Source organism: Sphingobacterium sp. UBA5789 (assembly GCF_002418355.1).
Taxonomy (GTDB): domain Bacteria; phylum Bacteroidota; class Bacteroidia; order Sphingobacteriales; family Sphingobacteriaceae; genus Sphingobacterium.
In genome coordinates this window covers 522,955-540,974 of the sequence record NZ_DIDX01000004.1, presented here as the reverse complement: position 1 = coordinate 540,974, position 18,020 = coordinate 522,955, and the positions used below count along the sequence as shown (strand labels likewise).

20 protein-coding genes are annotated in these 18,020 nt (G+C 37.2%); 7 read left to right on the top strand and 13 right to left on the bottom strand.

What is annotated here, in order from left to right; genetic code table 11:
• The first annotated feature begins 25 nt into the window (after window positions 1–25).
• Window positions 26–559 (top strand): GNAT family N-acetyltransferase, encoded by a 534-nt coding sequence (locus B4B65_RS11580; protein WP_293915761.1) that lies wholly within the window; start codon window positions 26–28, stop codon window positions 557–559.
• 37 nt (window positions 560–596) lie between these two features.
• Here the strand turns inward: B4B65_RS11580 and B4B65_RS11575 are convergent, their stop codons facing one another.
• The gene (locus tag B4B65_RS11575; protein WP_293915760.1) at window positions 597–1,985 is read right to left on the bottom strand and encodes an MFS transporter; all 1,389 of its coding nucleotides are present in this window, start codon (window positions 1,983–1,985) and stop codon (window positions 597–599) included.
• A 144-nt stretch (window positions 1,986–2,129) separates the two neighbouring features.
• Between B4B65_RS11575 and B4B65_RS11570 the strand changes: the two genes are divergently transcribed.
• Both B4B65_RS11570 and B4B65_RS11565 read left to right on the top strand, forming a co-directional pair.
• Window positions 2,130–2,600: an Lrp/AsnC family transcriptional regulator gene (locus B4B65_RS11570; protein WP_201679193.1), complete on the top strand. Its 471-nt coding sequence runs from the start codon at window positions 2,130–2,132 to the stop codon at window positions 2,598–2,600.
• Window positions 2,601–2,626: 26 nt separating this feature from the next.
• Window positions 2,627–3,823 (top strand): threonine aldolase family protein, encoded by a 1,197-nt coding sequence (locus B4B65_RS11565; protein WP_293915759.1) that lies wholly within the window; start codon window positions 2,627–2,629, stop codon window positions 3,821–3,823.
• Between the two features lie 127 nt (window positions 3,824–3,950).
• On the opposite strand, the gene B4B65_RS11560 is transcribed toward B4B65_RS11565, so the two are convergent.
• Complete coding sequence (locus B4B65_RS11560) at window positions 3,951–4,142, bottom strand: hypothetical protein (RefSeq protein WP_293915758.1); 192 nt, start codon at window positions 4,140–4,142, stop codon at window positions 3,951–3,953.
• A 149-nt stretch (window positions 4,143–4,291) separates the two neighbouring features.
• Between B4B65_RS11560 and B4B65_RS11555 the strand changes: the two genes are divergently transcribed.
• Window positions 4,292–4,714, top strand: coding sequence for a hypothetical protein (locus B4B65_RS11555; RefSeq protein WP_293915757.1), 423 nt, complete (start codon window positions 4,292–4,294; stop codon window positions 4,712–4,714).
• Between the two features lie 46 nt (window positions 4,715–4,760).
• Here B4B65_RS11555 and B4B65_RS11550 read toward each other — a convergent pair whose 3' ends face one another.
• Window positions 4,761–5,237, bottom strand: coding sequence for a hypothetical protein (locus B4B65_RS11550; RefSeq protein WP_293915756.1), 477 nt, complete (start codon window positions 5,235–5,237; stop codon window positions 4,761–4,763).
• Between the two features lie 158 nt (window positions 5,238–5,395).
• Between B4B65_RS11550 and B4B65_RS11545 the strand changes: the two genes are divergently transcribed.
• Entirely contained in the window at window positions 5,396–6,145 is a 750-nt protein-coding gene (locus tag B4B65_RS11545; protein ID WP_293915755.1) for a hypothetical protein, read from the top strand.
• Here the strand turns inward: B4B65_RS11545 and B4B65_RS21695 are convergent.
• The 4 genes from B4B65_RS21695 to B4B65_RS11530 form a co-directional block, all read right to left on the bottom strand.
• Window positions 6,060–6,260 carry a GmrSD restriction endonuclease domain-containing protein gene (locus B4B65_RS21695; RefSeq protein ID WP_409590536.1) on the bottom strand — a complete coding sequence of 67 codons (201 nt, stop codon included), beginning with the start codon at window positions 6,258–6,260 and terminating at the stop codon, window positions 6,060–6,062. The two genes, B4B65_RS11545 and B4B65_RS21695, sit on opposite strands and share 86 nt — an antisense overlap.
• Before the next feature lie 265 nt (window positions 6,261–6,525).
• Entirely contained in the window at window positions 6,526–7,782 is a 1,257-nt protein-coding gene (locus B4B65_RS11540) for a hypothetical protein (protein ID WP_293915754.1), read from the bottom strand.
• Entirely contained in the window at window positions 7,782–8,939 is a 1,158-nt protein-coding gene (locus B4B65_RS11535; protein ID WP_293915753.1) for a hypothetical protein, read from the bottom strand. The genes B4B65_RS11540 and B4B65_RS11535 overlap by 1 nt, the downstream gene beginning before the upstream one ends.
• A 114-nt stretch (window positions 8,940–9,053) precedes the next feature.
• Window positions 9,054–9,464 carry a helix-turn-helix domain-containing protein gene (locus B4B65_RS11530; protein WP_293915752.1) on the bottom strand — a complete coding sequence of 137 codons (411 nt, stop codon included), beginning with the start codon at window positions 9,462–9,464 and terminating at the stop codon, window positions 9,054–9,056.
• A 301-nt stretch (window positions 9,465–9,765) separates the two neighbouring features.
• Between B4B65_RS11530 and B4B65_RS11525 the strand changes: the two genes are divergently transcribed.
• Entirely contained in the window at window positions 9,766–10,236 is a 471-nt protein-coding gene (locus tag B4B65_RS11525; RefSeq protein WP_293915751.1) for a hypothetical protein, read from the top strand.
• A gap of 291 nt (window positions 10,237–10,527) precedes the next feature.
• Here B4B65_RS11525 and B4B65_RS11520 read toward each other — a convergent pair whose 3' ends face one another.
• The 6 genes from B4B65_RS11520 to B4B65_RS11495 all read right to left on the bottom strand — a co-directional run bounded on the left by B4B65_RS11520 (window position 10,528) and on the right by B4B65_RS11495 (window position 16,902).
• Window positions 10,528–11,772 carry a sulfate adenylyltransferase subunit 1 gene (locus tag B4B65_RS11520; protein ID WP_293915750.1) on the bottom strand — a complete coding sequence of 415 codons (1,245 nt, stop codon included), beginning with the start codon at window positions 11,770–11,772 and terminating at the stop codon, window positions 10,528–10,530.
• 72 nt (window positions 11,773–11,844) lie between these two features.
• Window positions 11,845–12,735, bottom strand: a complete 891-nt coding sequence (cysD, locus tag B4B65_RS11515; protein WP_293915749.1) for a sulfate adenylyltransferase subunit CysD — start codon at window positions 12,733–12,735, stop codon at window positions 11,845–11,847.
• Between the two features lie 13 nt (window positions 12,736–12,748).
• A complete protein-coding gene (locus B4B65_RS11510) occupies window positions 12,749–13,450 on the bottom strand; it encodes a phosphoadenylyl-sulfate reductase (RefSeq protein ID WP_293915748.1) in 702 nt (233 codons plus the stop codon).
• Entirely contained in the window at window positions 13,440–14,021 is a 582-nt protein-coding gene (locus B4B65_RS11505) for a precorrin-2 dehydrogenase/sirohydrochlorin ferrochelatase family protein (RefSeq protein WP_293915747.1), read from the bottom strand. The genes B4B65_RS11510 and B4B65_RS11505 overlap by 11 nt, the downstream gene beginning before the upstream one ends.
• Window positions 14,022–14,780 (bottom strand): uroporphyrinogen-III C-methyltransferase, encoded by a 759-nt coding sequence (gene cobA, locus B4B65_RS11500; RefSeq protein WP_201679178.1) that lies wholly within the window; start codon window positions 14,778–14,780, stop codon window positions 14,022–14,024.
• A 10-nt stretch (window positions 14,781–14,790) separates the two neighbouring features.
• On the bottom strand, window positions 14,791–16,902 hold the full coding sequence (locus B4B65_RS11495; RefSeq protein ID WP_293915746.1) for a HEPN domain-containing protein: 2,112 nt from the start codon (window positions 16,900–16,902) through the stop codon (window positions 14,791–14,793).
• 145 nt (window positions 16,903–17,047) lie between these two features.
• Here B4B65_RS11495 and B4B65_RS11490 point away from each other — a divergent pair, with 145 nt between their 5' ends.
• Window positions 17,048–18,019: a PstS family phosphate ABC transporter substrate-binding protein gene (locus B4B65_RS11490; RefSeq protein ID WP_293915745.1), complete on the top strand. Its 972-nt coding sequence runs from the start codon at window positions 17,048–17,050 to the stop codon at window positions 18,017–18,019.
• Window position 18,020 lies beyond the last annotated feature (1 nt).

Here is an 18,020-nt window from a genome sequence, read left to right as displayed (position 1 = left end):
TTATTCATTATACAATAAAATACTTATGCCAGACATTCGGACACTGGATAAAGATGAAATATTTCGTATAAAAGAGATAGATCGATCTGAAGAAATTGCAGAACTCTATATATACAGAAATGGCTCTTTGTTATTAATTCCTCACAGAGAAACTGTTAGCGGCTTTGATCCTGCAGAACTCAGAGAAATTACAGAACGTCAGCTGAAGTTGATATCTATTGGCGGTGTAGTGTATGGAGCTTTTGATCAGGAAAAACTGGTAGGAGTGGCTTCTGTAGAATACAAGCCCAGAGGAGTGAAGCAGAACTACCGTAAGATGGATATTCTGTATGTAAGTCATGCCTATCAGGGAAAGGGGACAGGCAGGCAGCTTTTGAATGCCTGCAAAAAATCTGCTTCAGACTTTGGGGCAGACAAACTTTATATATCAGCTATCCCGACACGCAACACTATAGATTTTTACCTGAAAAACGGTGCCATACTGACTACTGAACTGGATAAAGAATTATTTACCGCAGAGCCTCAGGATATTCACCTGGAAATGGATCTTTCGATATAAAGAAAGCTGAGCATGTATTATATTCCTACTCAAAATCTTAGGACACAGCCAGATTGCTTTGTCTGACCTTCTGATCTGTCAAAATAAGGTATACTAACAAACCTATCGCTAGCAGTGCATAGACCACCAGAATACCTATGCTCAGGCCTCCTACCACCCATTCGGAAGGAAACAGCTGACTCAGCAATGTCATAAAAGAAAGTCCGATTCCGGCTCCCAGAAAGTAGCTGGTACTTGTCAGACTGGAAGCTATACCATAGCAGGCCGGGTCTACACCACGAATGCCCAAGACGGATAAGCTGGTGAAACAGAACGTCATGCCTATCCCTGAAATACAGGCTGCACCTAGTAATACTAACCAAACAGGATGACCTGTGTAGACGGAGACAAAAAGAGAAACAGCCCCTAAAAACATACAGGACCAGCCTAGAATACCCATTCTGACCGGATTCAATAGCTTGGATATTTGTGGCAATACAAATTTGGCCACCAGTGCGGACAAGATACTGAAAGGTACCAGCATAAGACCGGCTGCCGCGGCTGTATGCCCCATGTCTTTTTGCAACATCAGGGAAATAAGAAATAAAAAGCCGATAAAAAACGCACCTAACGTAAAAAAGGCAAGATTAGAAACCACCAATGCTGTATTTCTGAATAACTGAAGATCTATCAATGGTTCGGCAACAGATCTCAAACGTATAAAAACAATGACCAGAAGTGCTACCGCAAGCAATAATGAACCTCCTACTAGAAGCGGCTGTTGTGCTATATGCATGAGTTCATGTGTGCCATAGGTCAGGCTCAGTAATCCCAACACAAGCAAAATACCCGATACAGTATCTGTCTTTGCACGTACAGCTGGTTTCTCATCCACGGGCAGATAGAAAACTGCCAGCACCAAAGTCACTAATAGTATAGGAACATTAATCAGAAATACCCAGTGCCAGCTCAGGTAGGTACTTATAATACCTCCAATAGAAAGTCCGCTGCCGGATCCTATAGCGGCAAATGAACTAAAAACACCTAATGCACGATTGCGCTCCTGTGTTTCTCTGAACGTATTGGTCACTAACGAGAGCGCAGCAGGCATAATAAGTGCTGCACCCAGTCCCTGCAAGGCTCTGAAAACGGCCAACATTATAAAATCTGTCGATAGTCCGGCGCCTAATGAGGTCAGCATAAACAGTGCAGCTCCCCACAAAAAGATTTTTTTTCGCCCCACCTGATCCGAAAGTTTACCGCCTATAATCAGAAAACCTCCAAAAAAAAGCACATACAACGTTTGTAACCATTGTACACTGTCACTACCTATACCAAATTGCTCTTGTATTGCGGGAATAGTAAGATTGATAATCGCGATGTCCAGTGCTTCTACAAATGTACCTACGGATGCTAATATTAATATGAGATTTTTTCTCGTCTGCATGTGCTTGAAATTTCTGACAAAATTACCTTTCAAAGAACGTATGTAAAAATTATTGGCTAAATTTGGAACAAAAGCACAATAACAAGCTAAATTATTTATCAATCGTTCCGAATCAATACATTTAACACCTTTAAAACAGAACAAATGCAACAGGAAAATTATATACTGGATGAGAAAGACCTGGCTATTCTTCGATTGCTTCAAAAGGATGCCAAATTAAGTGTAAGGGATATTGCGACCCGGATCAATCTGAGTGCGACACCGACACATGAACGGATCAAACGAATGGAAAAACAGGGCGTTATACAGGAATACACGACAGTTGTAGACCGTAAAAGGGTCAACAAGGGAATGATGGTACTCTGTATGATAGCACTTAGTGCGCATAATAAGAAAGCGGCCGGAAAATTTATTGAAGAAGTGGTCAGACTTAAAGAAGTAGTCGAATTTTATAATATAAGTGGTGATTTTGACTTCATGCTTAAAATTCTGGCTCCGAATATGGATGATTTCCATGATTTTTTTGTCAATAAATTATCCGAAATAGAGGGAATCGGACAGACAAAAAGTATTTTTGTGATGAATAGTATTAAGGAAACCCATCAAATTCTTTGATAATTGCTGTTTTAACTTTTATGCCTATGTCATCTTTTAAACGTCGTGATTTCTTAAAGTTATCCGGTTTGGCGCTTCCAGCCATTGGCCAGATTATTCCTTCAACCAGTTTTGCTGATTCCGGGTCGAAGAAGAAAATCCTGAAAGATAGCGATGCTGTATATTTTATTAATGATGGTATTTTTTACAGACCTGATGATTTTATTGCACAATTGCAGGCAATACAGGCTAAAGATCCGATAGAGCGGGACAGCTATGCGGCTGACGGTACTATGAAAAAGCTGCTGGATATGTGTTTGAACATTACCGGCAAGGAGGCTGCTATTTATATGCCTTCCGGAACACTTGCTAATCAACTGGCGATATCTGTGCTGGGAAAATCTGCTACAAAAGCCTTTGTGCAGGAAAAAAGTCATGTGTACAGGGACGAAGGCGATGCCGCGCAAACGTTATTCAATAAACGTTTGATACCACTTGCAGCAGACAATCACTGGTTCGGTGTACAGGAACTGCAACAAGCTGTAGAAGATCAGGAGCAAAGAGAGGCTTTCGCTGTTCCCGGAGCTGTTGTCTCCATTGAAACACCTGTACGAAGAGCTGACAACCAGGTATTTCCACTCGAAGAAATAGAGAAAATAGCCGAATATTGCCGTACAAAAGGTTATAAAATGCACCTTGACGGCGCAAGATTACATGTGGCATCGGTATATACGGGTCATACTATAGCGGACTATGCTCAGCACTTTGATACCGTATATTTATGCCTGTATAAATACCTGGGAGCTACCGGAGGGGCTATACTCTGCGGAGATAAAGCTGTTATAGATCAGATGCATCATCTGGTCAAGATCCACGGAGGAGGTGTTTTTACCAATTGGCCTAATGCGGCTATGGCGCTGCATCACCTGGAGGATGTCGATCGGGTCATGAAGGAAGTTAAGGAAAAATCCCACATGCTTTTTAGTCTCTTCAATCAGATAGATGGCATTCAGGTGGAGCACCCGGAGCAGGGAAGTAATATCAGTCTCATGAAAATAGGGAAGGGGATAGACAGTGTAAAGTTGAGAGGTCATCTGCGCAATGAGCATAATATTATTCTTGGTCAGCCCCGCCAGACGGATGGAATGATCGCTGTAAAGACGAATGCAACCTTATTAAGACGGGCTAATAACCAGCTTGTATCTGCTTTTGAAGACGCTATCCGAATCGCAAAGAATTCCTGATTAGCGAAAGGTCATTTATCTATAGATGTTCCGCCAATATACCGGGTTTGAGTCTGATTTATTGAACATATAAGCTGTTTTGAAATTAAGTCGTGTTGTTTATCTTAAAACTGATAAATGTTTGTTTTTAGCTTCTGGATCTGTTTCTGAAGTTTTTTATAAGAATAAAAGCAGAAAAAGCAAAGGTGAGTCCATAGACAACGGCTAATCCTTTATGTAAAACTTTAAAATTCTCAAAGTCTATCTGCTTGTAGAGGGCAGATCCGACAATGATGGCTATAATACCAAAAATAAACGATGATGCTTTGTTCTTTTCCATGAGGTTAATGCTTACTGGCGCAACGAATTTAGATATATTCAGGTATATTGACAAGTATTCTTTGTATACCTGTGACCAACTTGAAAAATCATCTGTAATAACTGAATTATGTTTAATTGAATTTCAGTAGTTTTATAAAAAAATATAATATGAAAAACGGACTCCTTATTCTTGCTGTATTGATCTCCTTTGTTTTTATGTCTGAAGTACAGGCGCAGTCAAAAACTGTTTCTGTAAGCGATCTTTCAACCGCTGGAAAAGAAATGAGTAATTTTGCCGGCAAATACTCAAGTGAAGGGGAAGAAATCGGCGTGATTGCTTTTGATATGTCACAAACAGGAACAAAAGTAGAAGGTAAAGCCCGTTATATGACTTTTGGAAAAAAAGCAAAAACGGTGACCTTATCCGTTGATGGAAATATTAAAAGTGACATCGCTTATATTCAGTTTAAAGATCAGAAAGGCACTGTTGTGGCCAAAGGAACACTGAGCATAGACGGAGAAGATACGCTTATTTTTAAGCAGACAACTACATCCGGTCTTATACCCCTTGAGGCTGTTTTGCTGAGGTAGGTTTATCGGATGTTAACTATCTTATAAATTTAAAATTATATGGGTTTCAAATATCTTTTACAACGTTAATCTGATATTTGTCTCCACTTTTCCCTTTTTCCCAAACAAGATCTCCGTTCCAGAATATTTTTCCAATTCGGATAACATGCTTGTCTTTATACAATTCAGCTTTTAAGGTATCTTCCTTCACCATATTTTTCCATTTAATTGTAATGATCGATTCTCTATATATTGGGGAGAAAGTCATGTTTAGAATATTAGATTCACCTTTTTTAGTTACAGAATAACCATCTATTGGTGGCGTGTCGGGTGTTTCGTAGCCGGCGGTAAGATATTCTTGACCATTATTGGTTCCAGAGTGCGTGATTTTCTCGACTTCGAGCCACCCATTTAATAGATTTTCCTGCTTCTTATTCTTAATATCCAATCCAAATTCAGCGTCAAGACTGTAATATGTAGAATTTTTAGAGCAAGAGAACAACAAAATTGTAATGACAGGAATTAAATAATAAAATTTTTTCATAATTATTTTTTATAATCAAACGAATATAAAAAGAAAAACGATACAATAATTAAAATTCAATATTAAATTTTTAAAAAAATACACCATATAGAAATAAATGCTTATTTTTATAAATATTATAAACCTTAAAATGTAGTAAATTAATTATAAAAATTTAAATGATGTATAATTTACAAATTAGGCATTTCATTGGCCCAGTTCTCTGTTTACTTTTTACTCTTTTTAGTTGTCAAAAAAATTATTTAGTAAATCTTGATGAAACAAATCAAAAGAATCAAGAAAAAACGAGAGCGCAAATTTACAAGGCTCTTATTACCTTGGGCTTTCCCACCAATAATGTTAAAGTAAATGGAGATACTATTTTTGTCGAAGATATTATCCTTTACAAATCTCTTCTTTTTCCTAATGACCAAAACACCATTCCACGTCAAGCAACTAGCACTGCATATCCTAAGTTATTTAATACAGGGACTATTATTATTTATTTTCCTCCTATAAATAATTTTGCTTGGGGTTTTTCGGATAAGGAAGTAAGAAGAATGCAAGAAGGTTTTAATAAGTTTTTAAAATCAAATCTTAACAATGAGAGTGGTTTTACCAAGATTATTTTTACCCGAAATTCAAATTTTGGATACCATGTTCAGGTGAATCTAGCTTCCTTTGAAAGTAACTCTAATACATGCGCAAATGCAGAACTTGCTACAACCTACAGAAGAGGAAGCGAAATAGGTATCAGTATGGGTCGAAATATAAATATGAATGTGAATTACCTTAGAGGATTTAAAGGAAAACCAAAACTTACAGACTCGCAATTAACTTTTCTCATTGCTGGCCATCTACAATATCTATTACCTCAAGTTTTTTTGTACCATAATTTTCTGTTGGTTTGTTTACCGGTTGATAAATGACAATTGTTCCCGTATAATGATTGATTATTTTGTCATCAATCAGCGCATCAACATCTTGCACAAAATCTTTCCATTGTTTTATTTCCCAGGCATATCCTCTTTGATAATCAGGTATCTGAAAAATTTTTCCTTCTAAAATATTTGATAACGTTTTTTTTTCATAATAATTGTCGATTTAACCTTAAAAGGGATTTGTTTTTTTAATATAACTTGGATCTATATATTGAAGTAAATTTAAAAAAGTAAGTCATCAAATACCTCTTCCTTGTTTTCGTTTGAAAGCGTAACATTTATTAAATAATTCAATATTGTCATATCCTTACAAACTGAAAACAGTGGAATTGCTAATAATTGTTTATTGCATAAGACTTTGAGATTTCTCATTTTTTACTATTTAAAATACTATTTAGGATTTTTAGTAACAATTTTATGAGACTTCTTTTTTGTGAAGATGGAGGTGCTTCGATTATTGATTCATCTGTTTCTCCAAGATTCATGACAATTCCATGAATTAATATTTCAAATCGTAAAATTATACTATCAACTGTATTTTCTTTATTATTATTTAAAATTGATTTAAAATCATGAAATAACAAATTACGAATGTCATATAAGCAATCGCCGGTTGCTTCTTTATTATATTCACTATCAAATTCAATTATAAATTCTTTGAAAACCTGAGTAATCTCATTTTTATCTTCAAAAACTAGATTATTAACCAGTTTATTAATATTTGCTCTAGCACCATGGACTTCATTTATTTTTTGTATAAACTTAAAGTTAGATAATTCATCCTTTTTTTCTAAAACCTTATTTAATTCCTCTTTAAATTTTGATTCTGTTAAATGTTCAATTATTTGGTATAATAACAAAAAGCGATGTAATGTATTAGCACTAGTAGAAAGTAATTTTACATACAAAAGCTTAATAAGAGGTTCTTTTTCTATTAATTTTCTAGATGATTTAAGAGTTATAAATTTATGATCTCTTTGTTTGTAGAAATAACTTTCTACTAGATCTTTTAAAAATTCATCATTGGAATTAACTAAAAGATCGTTAACATTACTTTTTGTTTTGGTTGCATAGTAGTAATATCCTTTTGAAGCTAAAGAGGGTAAAAAATTTTCAATATTGAAATTTATCTCTATTAAGGGTTTAAAAATAATCAAGTAGATAGAATCAGCATTAATAAGTTTAGAAAACTGTATAATAGTCTGGGCATCATTTTTTAAATCAATTGTTGATGTATCAGTATTTTGTATGATTTTGTTTATGCAATAAAACCTGTACGCTTGTTCTAATTCCTCAAAATCCTCTTCTTCAATATCGACCTCTAAAGAGTTTGCAGGAAAAACTTTTCCAATTGTTTTCCCCATTAACTTCAACCCAAAAGTATCATTTTGTGCATTTAGAAACGGATTGACAAACTCATACACCTCATAGGAACTTAATGGTATATCCGTTTTGACTTTTTTTACTCTTCCGTCAATAGTTGCTGATAATCTAATATTTATTTCGATAGCTATCTCATCTATTATATCATCATCAACTAAAGAGATTTTTTTTAGATTAAATAAACTTTGATCTTCTTGATAAGAAATTTCAAAAAAATCAGATATTTTTTTTTCATCTGCCATTATCCTAGCATATTGGCTTTATAAAATTTATATGCCTGTTCTACTGATTTTTCAATACTTAAATAACCATCGTTTGTATTATTAAATAGGCTTCGTATAAAGTAATAGAAATACATTCTCTGTTCATTACCTACCTTTTTAGCTATAATATTGATTTCATCCAAATAAAGGATCATTTTTTCTAAAGAAAATTCTATATTATTTAGATTAATTTTAGGGATAAGGTCATCTAGTGCATCTAAATTTTTAATTAGCCCATTTTCAATGAGAAAGTTAATTGCAGCACCATAACCTGCCAATACTTGGACTTTGGAAAAAATTTCATTTGAATTTTTCCCAAAAGGTCGTTTTCTTATTTTCTTGTCAGAGTCAAATTGCCAGTTATCTGATTTATCATAAATTACCTTTCTTAATTTATTATAAATAGATATAAGTTGTTGAAAAATGTCTTTTTGTGTATCGTTTTTTGTTAGTACTTCTAAATTTTTTATAATGCCAATTAAATCCTCTCTATCTAATGGTAAATAATCGCCAGTTATATATGAAATAAAACCATCTAAAATATCATTAAATCTAAATTCATTATCTCCAGATGGAACGCGATTTTCCGCCTCTGAAATAAAAACTAAGCCCGAGAATCCAGTTTTGTAATCAGAATATATCATTTCAACCTGTTGTCTAGTTGACATTGGGGTTTGGCCTGTATTAAGAGTTAGCATTCTATATAAAATACCTATTTTACTAATCCCTGTGTAAACTTCTATTCTTAGTTTTTGATCAGAGACAAAACTTAACAAAGTAGTATCATTCTTTATTTCATTTATTAAATCTAAAATAGTATATGTTCTTTGTAGTCCATCTAAAATTAATAATTCTTTACCCGATTGAATTACCAGATCAATAATATTTGAATCATCAATATCTGAGGCAACAAGTTTTTTAGGAATGGCTAAAACAATAGGAGGAATTACACAACCCGTCATAATATCCTCTTTAAGTAATGAATATGTTCGGTTTGCAGTCTTCACTCTTTTTCGTTGCAAATCATTATTATTTATAATGTCTTTTGCAATATCAATATATTGACCAATACTTATTTCTATAAGATGATTTGCTGCTTCTATTTTTTTATCAAAGGTTGTTGTTAATAATTTCATTATTCTTCAAATTTTATACAAGATATATATTTATGTGTATTACATCAGAACTAAAACTTGTTGCTATGAAAAAAATCAGAGCATGCAAGCTTTTCATCACAGTTTTTTTAATCTCTATTTCCCCTCAATCAACCTCTCCAACTTCTCAATCATTTCCTTTTGCTGTTCAAGCATACGCTCGTATAGCTCTACCATTTTGTCAAGAGGATTGAATGTACAATGGAAGTTTGCCTGCGCACCCTCTGTAAAAGTATTTGCGACAGCACTGTCATGGAAAGTATTAGCTATGATATTGATTGCCGAATCTTCATCAAAATTCTCAATGGCTTCTGTAGGTACATTAAGTATTTTAGCCACTTGTTCTAAAATATCCTTTTCTACAGACTCTTTTTGTTCGAGGAGAGAGATTTTCTTTTGGTTCCAATCTTCGCCTAATTCGTAGGCTAGGGCGTCTTGTTTGATGCCCAGCATTTCACGGAAACGCTTTAGGTTTCTATATTTAAGAATTGTTTTAAATTTTGGCATATTGGTTTGGTTACTAATCTCAAATATAATATTTTTAGTTAAAATAATTAATACTTATAATGAAATAATATTTCATAGGCTTTACAATAAAGAGGCAAAAGCATTAACAGAAACAAATATAAGTCATTTAAAAGACCTAGAATTACGGGAAACCGTATAGATTAAACAGTAAACATTTATAAATCATAAATACGCAAATCAAATTAAAAGAGTAGGGGACTACTATATATATACAGGCTCTTAAATAATATTTACATCTCAAATTTGGGACAAATTACAAAACATTATGTTAAGTAAACTGGTGTGCATTAGATGCAAAAAGTACAAATTAGGGGATAAGATGGCAGAAGAATTCATACATACAGAGGCAAAGGTGGCTTTAATTCAAAAATTAAAACAATTTGGTTATGTGCCATTGCCAGAGCAAGTTTCAAAAGATCGGATCAAATTTATAGCACAAAATGGTAATACGTACGAAGTCATTTTGTGCTTCCTCGATTTGGACGAAGTCCGTAGCATTAGTATTAATCAACGTGATTACGACTATACACCACGAGTGGATTTATTGGTACTGCTCACCATGTATATGCAAGATATGAAGCCGGTCATGTATCTGATACCCAGCATGGTATTTACCACGCCCAATACTATATTTCAAAACCACGAGCAGTCTGCCAACTTACGTCATTTTTCTACATGGCAGATCAAAGTCTTTACCAAAGCCATTGAAGAACTCAGTCATTATGCATTGGATGCAGTAAACGAACTGTAGAATGACTGAATCCTGTAAAATTTATGTATATATAAATGTCTTATAATTTATATTATGTTAAGTAATAATTTCGACAAGCTCATACCCTTGCATATTTTTATCACAAAATCCAACAGCTTTTAATATTCTTAAATTCTATAGGTGTGAGTCAATTCCATATTTTCTTTTAGAAAGTGTGGAATATTATTAAAAGCATTAGTCCTTACAATCAACATCTGAAAAATCCTAAAACAAAAAAAACGAACTTCAAATCCTGAAGTCCGTTTTTATATTTTTTGTATAATTTTTTATTTAAGCCACATTTTCAATAATCAATGCACCGACAGTCAGATTGGTTCGCGGATCAATCAAGATGGCGCGGGCATTTGCAGGATTATCAGATGCACGATCAAAAATAATATCCTCAGCTGCTTTTACTTCTACTTTTCCAATATCATTGAGTTTGATCGGTTCATTGTACAAATATTCCTGCGTATTGATATCAATCTTATGAAGCACATCCTGAATCTTGACTTTAGTCACTTTGCTGTGATACTGTATCAAATATACCTGACTGATATCCAGAGGCTTGTTGTCGAACCAACAAATATTTGCTTCAAATTGTCTTTCGGCAAGTGCCGGATTTTCTGCAGAAACAATAACATCTCCGCGGCTAATATCCACATCATCAGCAAGATGCACAATTACAGATTGTCCGTTTTCAGCTTTTTCAAGATGCTTTCCATCCAGTTCAATCGCTTTAATACTGCTCTCCGTAGCTGAAGGCAGGATCAGCACCTTGTCACCAACGGACAACCCCTCTCCCACTACTCTTCCAGCATAACCGCGGTAATCGTGTAATTCATCCGTCTGCGGACGAACAATCCATTGTACCGGAAACCGCCAGTTTTCATTTGTATTCTCCTCAAATTCAACCGATTCCAGATAATCCAGCAACGACGGCCCCTCATACCAGTTCATACGATCCGATTTATGGACGATATTATCACCCTTTAAGGCTGATACAGGCAGATAATCCACATGTGTCAGTCCTAATTTTTGGACCAGTTGTTCGTAGTCATGCTTTATATTTTCAAATACAGCCTGCTCATAATCCACCATATCCATTTTATTGACACATACCAAAACCTTCTTCAGGGATAGTAATTTAGCCAAAAAAGAATGGCGTTTTGTTTGTTCAATAACACCTTTACGGGCATCAATCAGTACAATAATCAGGTCTGAATTGGACGCTCCTGTTACCATGTTGCGGGTATACTGAATGTGTCCGGGAGCATCAGCGATAATGAATTTCCGGTTTTCCGTTTGAAAATATTTATAGGCCACATCTATAGTGATACCCTGCTCACGTTCCGCTTTCAGTCCGTCAGTCAGAATCGCCAGATCCACCGTTCCGTCATCATTCTTACGATTCGCTTTCTGAATAGCTTCCAGCTGATCGTCTAATATAGAGTCTGTATCATAAAGCAGGCGTCCGATCAGCGTACTTTTGCCGTCATCTACAGATCCTGCTGTTATAAACTTAAGTATATTCATTTTAGTCGTTTGTCTTGAGAATTGAATAATTTATATCACCTGAAATAAGATCGGTTCTATTTTTTAATCAGGTTAAAAATAGCCCGCTTTCTTACGGTCTTCCATCGCCGCTTCAGAGACTTTGTCATCCATACGTGCACCACGTTCACTGACTGTAGAAGCTTTGATTTCGGCGATAATATCATCAAGTTCTACCGCTTTAGAATCTACAGCAGCCGTACATGTCATATCACCTACAGTTCTGAATCTTACTGACTTACGCTCGACTACATCTTCCTCATCAATATGCAGAAAAGGTGCCGCTGCCATCAGCTGCCCGTTGCGTGTCACGACATCTCTTTCATGACTGAAATAGATGCTCGGCAAGGCTATATTTTCCCGTTTGATATAATTCCATACATCCAGTTCCGTCCAGTTTGAAATCGGAAATACACGTACGTTTTCTCCTTTATGAATCTTTCCGTTCAGGATATTCCACAGCTCCGGACGCTGGCGTTTCGGATCCCATTGTCCAAACTCATCACGCACCGAAAAGATACGTTCTTTTGCTCTTGCCTTCTCTTCATCTCTTCTTGCTCCTCCTATACAGGCATCAAACTGATATTTTTCTATTGTATCCAGTAAAGTGACCGTCTGAAGGGCGTTACGGCTGGCATTTTTACCTTTCTGTTCCACCACTTTGCCCGCATCAATACTGTCTTGTACATATCCTACAATAAGTTTTTCACCCAATTCATTAATCAGCCAGTCACGGTATTCAATGGTTTCGGGAAAATTGTGTCCTGTATCGATATGTACCAGCGGAAAAGGAAATCTTCCTGGTCTGAAGGCTTTTTTTGCCAAATGAACCAGTGTAATCGAATCCTTTCCTCCGGAGAATAGCAGCGCAGGATTCTCAAATTGACCAGCTACTTCACGCAGGATATAAATGGCTTCTGCCTCCAAATGATCTAAATAATCCATCTATGCTACTTTATTATTTTGTTGTAATATGTAAACCACACTCTTTCTTGCTCTGATCTTCCCACCACCAGCGTCCGGCTCTAAAGTCCTCGCCTTCCTGTACCGCACGTGTACAGGGCTGGCAGCCTATGCTCGGAAATCCCTTATCATGCAGGCTGTTATACGGGATATGTTCTGTTTTGACATACTGTTTTACCTGATCAAAACTCCAGGCAAATAAAGGATGTACTTTTATAATCTGATTGACTTCATCATACTCCACAAAGTCCATATCATGGCGATTTGGCGATTGTTCGGCACGAATCCCGGTCACCCATATCTTATATCCGGCCAATGCCCGGCGCAAAGGTTCAATTTTGCGGATATGGCAACACTGTTTACGGTTGTCTACCGATTCATAAAAAGCATTCGGCCCTTTGGCCGAAACAAACTCCTGCAGCAGTTCCTCATTCGGAGCATACGAACGTATAGGTAATCCTAACCGGTCCAGTGTACGGCTCCAAAGCGAATAAGTCTCTTTAAACAGGCGTCCGGTATCCAGTGTGAATACCTGAATATCCAGATGATTCTGACCTATCCATTCTGTGATAATCTGATCTTCAATACCGAATGAAGTAGAAAATACAACCTGGCCGGGGTACTGTATACTTAGCTCACGAAGCAACTCCGCACCTTCTTTTCCTGCTAATGCTGCTTTTATCGTATTAATATCCATCCTGTTCAATCAAACTTTTTGTGTGTTCGTTCAGCGTTTTAACTTTATACTCAAAGTCTCCCTTTAGCTTATCACGCAGCTGACTCATCAGTTCCAGTGTTTCATCAATCTCTTCCGGTAAAAGATCCTGCAACAGGTCTTTCACTCTTTTAGCGATTGTCGGAGATTTTCCATTTGTAGAAATAGCTACCTTAAGATTTCCCCTTCGTACAATAGATCCAAGGTAGAAATCACATAAAGCCGGCTTATCTGCTGCATTAAGTAAGATATTCTGTTGTTGGGTCAATACCCGGATTTCTTCATTCAATTCCGGATTATTGGTTGCTGAGATCACCAGTTGTTTATTTAATAAATCTGCAGCTGTAAATTCACGTTCGAATAGCTCGACATGAGGATAAGCTGCCGCCAGTGACTTCAGTTCAGGCTTAATCTCTTTTCCTACAATAGTAAGCTGTACCTGGCTGTCCTGTGCTGTAAGTGCCTGAAATTTCTCAAGTGCCACAGCACCTCCGCCTATCAAAAGGGTACGGATCTGATTAAGCTTGATAAATATAGGAAACAGTGTATTCATTTACAATGCCAATGCTTGTTCTTTGATCTTGTTAAATTCACGGTGTTTGGCTACGACCTCACCCAATACAATAATGGCCGGTACACCAATACGGCGTTCCTGCGATTCATCCAGAATATCGTTAATCGTACCTAATACTACTTTTTCGTTGGGCAAGGATCCGTTTTGGATTAATGCAACAGGAAGGTCACCTCTGTTGTGGCGTTGATAAAGCGCTACAATCTCCCGCAGTTTGCCATAACCCATAAGCACCACTACAGTCGCATTTGAGCGTACTGCCAGCTCGAGATCAGAAGACATAGATCCGTCAGATTTTGCACCGGTGATTACCCAGAAACTTTCGCTGATACCTCTGTATGTCAAAGGAATCTGCTGTAATCCGGTCAGTCCTATAGAAGACGATATGCCCGGAATAACTTCAGTTTCAATATTATGCTCACGTAAGAAATCAATTTCTTCACCACCTCTTCCGAATACAAAAGGATCGCCACCTTTGAGACGGACAACGTTTCCGTAATTGACGGCATAATCCACAAGTAAGCGGTTTATTTCATCCTGAGAGGCCGAGAGTTGCTCTGCACGCTTGCCTACATATATCTTGACACAGTCTATTCGTGCATGATCCAACAGTTCTCCGCTGATTAATGCGTCATACAGAATAACATTGGCATGCTGAATCGCTTTTAGTCCTTTGACACTGATCAAATCCGGATCTCCGGGGCCGGCTCCCACTAAGGTAACTTTTGCTTGTATGTTCATGTGCTCCCTCTTAACTTTCTTGTACCTGTTGTATTAAATTCTTATTAGCGTATACTTCATTGAAAAAGGATAGCGAACGAGTCAGATAAGCCTCCGCAAATACCTGTCCCGGTTCATTTTTACTGATCTGCAACACTGTATCTGCAAATGACGGATCAAATGAATATTCACCTGCCTGTACAAAGTGGGTGTTAAATTCCTGAATCACGGCGTTCTGCGTACTTACATTGATTCCTTTTTCTAATAATAAAGCTTTGGCACATTGTACAAAGGCATTGTATGCATGATAAATCGCATCTGCATATTTATTTTCCGCATAGGCTGATTTTGCCCACGTTATTTTTTCTTCCGCTTCGTATATAAGGGTAGCGACAAGATCTATCACTACACCGGCACATTCTCCCACACCGATTGCTGTAGCGAATGTTTCCTGATGTCCCCAGTCTATATATTCATCTTCAGACAAATTGGTCAGGTCTGAAAGTGGCTTTAACAGCGTGTAGAAGTAATTCTTACCCTGACGATCGTAGTAAGCGTGAAAATCCTCTTCTCCGATTGCTTCTTTTTTATAATCGTTCAATACCAGATCCACCACATGCAGGACACGTTTGGTTGGCACTTTAATAATACGTTCTGCAACTCTTCCGAAGCCATCACCTATTGTTCCGCCCCCGATCATAACCTGAGCAGCGGGAACGACTTTGCCATTAGCCTTTACAGAACTTCCATGAAATCCTATATGTGCTAGACCATGCTGACCACAGGAATTCATACAGCCTGATATTTTGATTTTCAGCCGACGGTTATAGATAAAGTCCTGATGAAATTCCTGTATATAGGTTTCAATAACCCGCGCCATTTCAGTACTGTTGGAAATACCAAGATTACAGGTATCTGTACCCGGGCAGGTCGTGACATCTGCGGTGCTTTCAAAACCAGGAGAAGCCAGTTCAAGCTGTGTTAATAAATTGAAAATATGTGGTAAAGATGCTGCAGTAGCATATTTTAACAGCAAACCCTGATTCTGTGTAATACGGATATCGTCTGCAATCAATCCACGTAAACCTTCTATCAGTTCTCTGGATTTGGCAGTAGGCAGATCTCCTGTTGATACCTTTACAAATACACCGTAGTAGCCTTCCTGTTTCTGCGCAAAAGTATTGGTGTCTTTCCAAAGCACATAAGCTTCGGAATCACTAAGATCGAGGGCCGCTAATGCATCCGTATCCGGAGCTTCAGGTTGTACTATACGTGTACGGTCTACCTCGTAGCGCTTTACCTTATTTGCTATTTTCTCTTCTTCGATCAGGCGAATCACTTCTTCCAGACCCAGTTTCTGGATCAGGTATTTAAAGCGAGCCTTATTACGATTATTGCGTTCGCCATGACGGTCAAATACCCGTAATGTCGCTTCTATATAAGGGATAAGTTCATCCTCCTGCAGAAATTCATTGGTAATACTTGCCAGAAAAGGTTGTGAGCCTAATCCTCCACCAAGCATAACTTTGAACCCACGAACTTCTTTCCCGTCGATAATTTTGATTTTAGGAATGAAACCTAAGTCATGTATATATGAAAATGCGGTGTCATCTTCTGCGGAAGAAAAGGACATTTTAAATTTACGCCCCATTTCAGCGCAGACCGGATTGCGTAAAAAATACTCAAATGTCGCATGCGCATAAGGTGATACATCAAACGGTTCATTCGGATCTATACCTGCAGTAGCGGAGGCAGTGACATTACGTACCGTATTTCCACACGCTTCGCGCAGGGTAATATCATCTTCTGCTAATTTGGCCCACAATTCAGGTGTACGATCCAGACTTACATAATGAATCTGTATATCCTGACGCGTTGTAAAGTGCAGATTGCGGCTCGCATATTCATCTGAAATATCTGCAATTTTAAGAATCTGCTTAAAAGTAACCTTACCAAACGGCAGTTTGATACGCACCATCTGTACACCAGGCTGACGCTGTCCATAAACTCCCCTTGCAAGACGAAGTGATCTGAATTTTTCTTCCGGCAATTTGCCTTCTTTAAACAGACGAATCTTTTTTTCAAGATCAATAATCTCTTGCTCCACTACGGGATTCTCTAATTCAGTACGGAAACTTTGCATACACTTAATGATTTATTCTTTGGTCTTCATGACTGATGACGGATCAAATGTAAAAATAATTTTTTTAAAACCTATAATATCTACCAATTTAATATATATTTGTCATTATAAAATTTACAAGAGTATTTCTATAGACTTTAAGTAGATGCCATTTAAGAAAAATAAAACTCTAATTTTAAGCATATTAACACTTATTTTAACGAATTCCTGTGCTCCAAAAGTAAAAGACGGATATAGCGAAGAGAAAGGTTACGAAGGAAATATTTCCATTTCAGGAGCTTTTGCACTCTACCCTCTCGCTGTTATCTGGAGTGAGGACTTCAAGAAAATACACCCTAATGTCCGGTTTAATATTTCAGCCGGCGGTGCAGGTAAAGGGATCGCAGATGCTTTGACAGGAATGGTTGACATCGGGTTGATTTCCAGAGATCTGCATCCCCAGGAAATTGAACGCGGTGCATTCCCGATAGATGTAGCCAAAGACGCCGTGATCTGTACAATCAACAGTAAAAATCCAAATTATCAAAAGTTGCTGAATAGAGGCCTGACTAAAAAGGAACTGGAAGATCTGTTTATTAATCAAAAATACAAACGGTGGAACGATATTGATCCGGCTTTCACCACAGATCCTATAGTGATATATGTGCGTTCGGATGCAGCGGGTGCTGCAGAAACCTGGGCAAATTTTTTCGGACATAAGCAGGAAGATCTGAAAGGAGTAGGAATTTTCGGGGATCCCGGTATTGCTCAGGCTATCAAAGATGATCCAAATGCCATCGGCTTTAACAATATCAATTACGTATATGATCTCAAAACCAAAAAAACTGCAGAGCGAATAGATGTCCTGCCATTGGATCTGAATGCAAATGGAAAGATTGACTCAGAGGAAAGCTTCTACACGAATATAAATGATCTTACAGAGGCTGTAGCGCTGAATAAATACCCTTCTCCTCCTGCACGTAGTCTTTCATTTATCACACATGGAAAGCCAAAGTCTTTGTTATTGAAAAAATTCATCTCTTTTGTGTTAGAAAAACAGTCCCAAAGTATCCTGCTGGAAAACGGATATGTGCCCTTGCACGAAGATATAATCGCTGAAGAACTGAAAAAACTTTAAC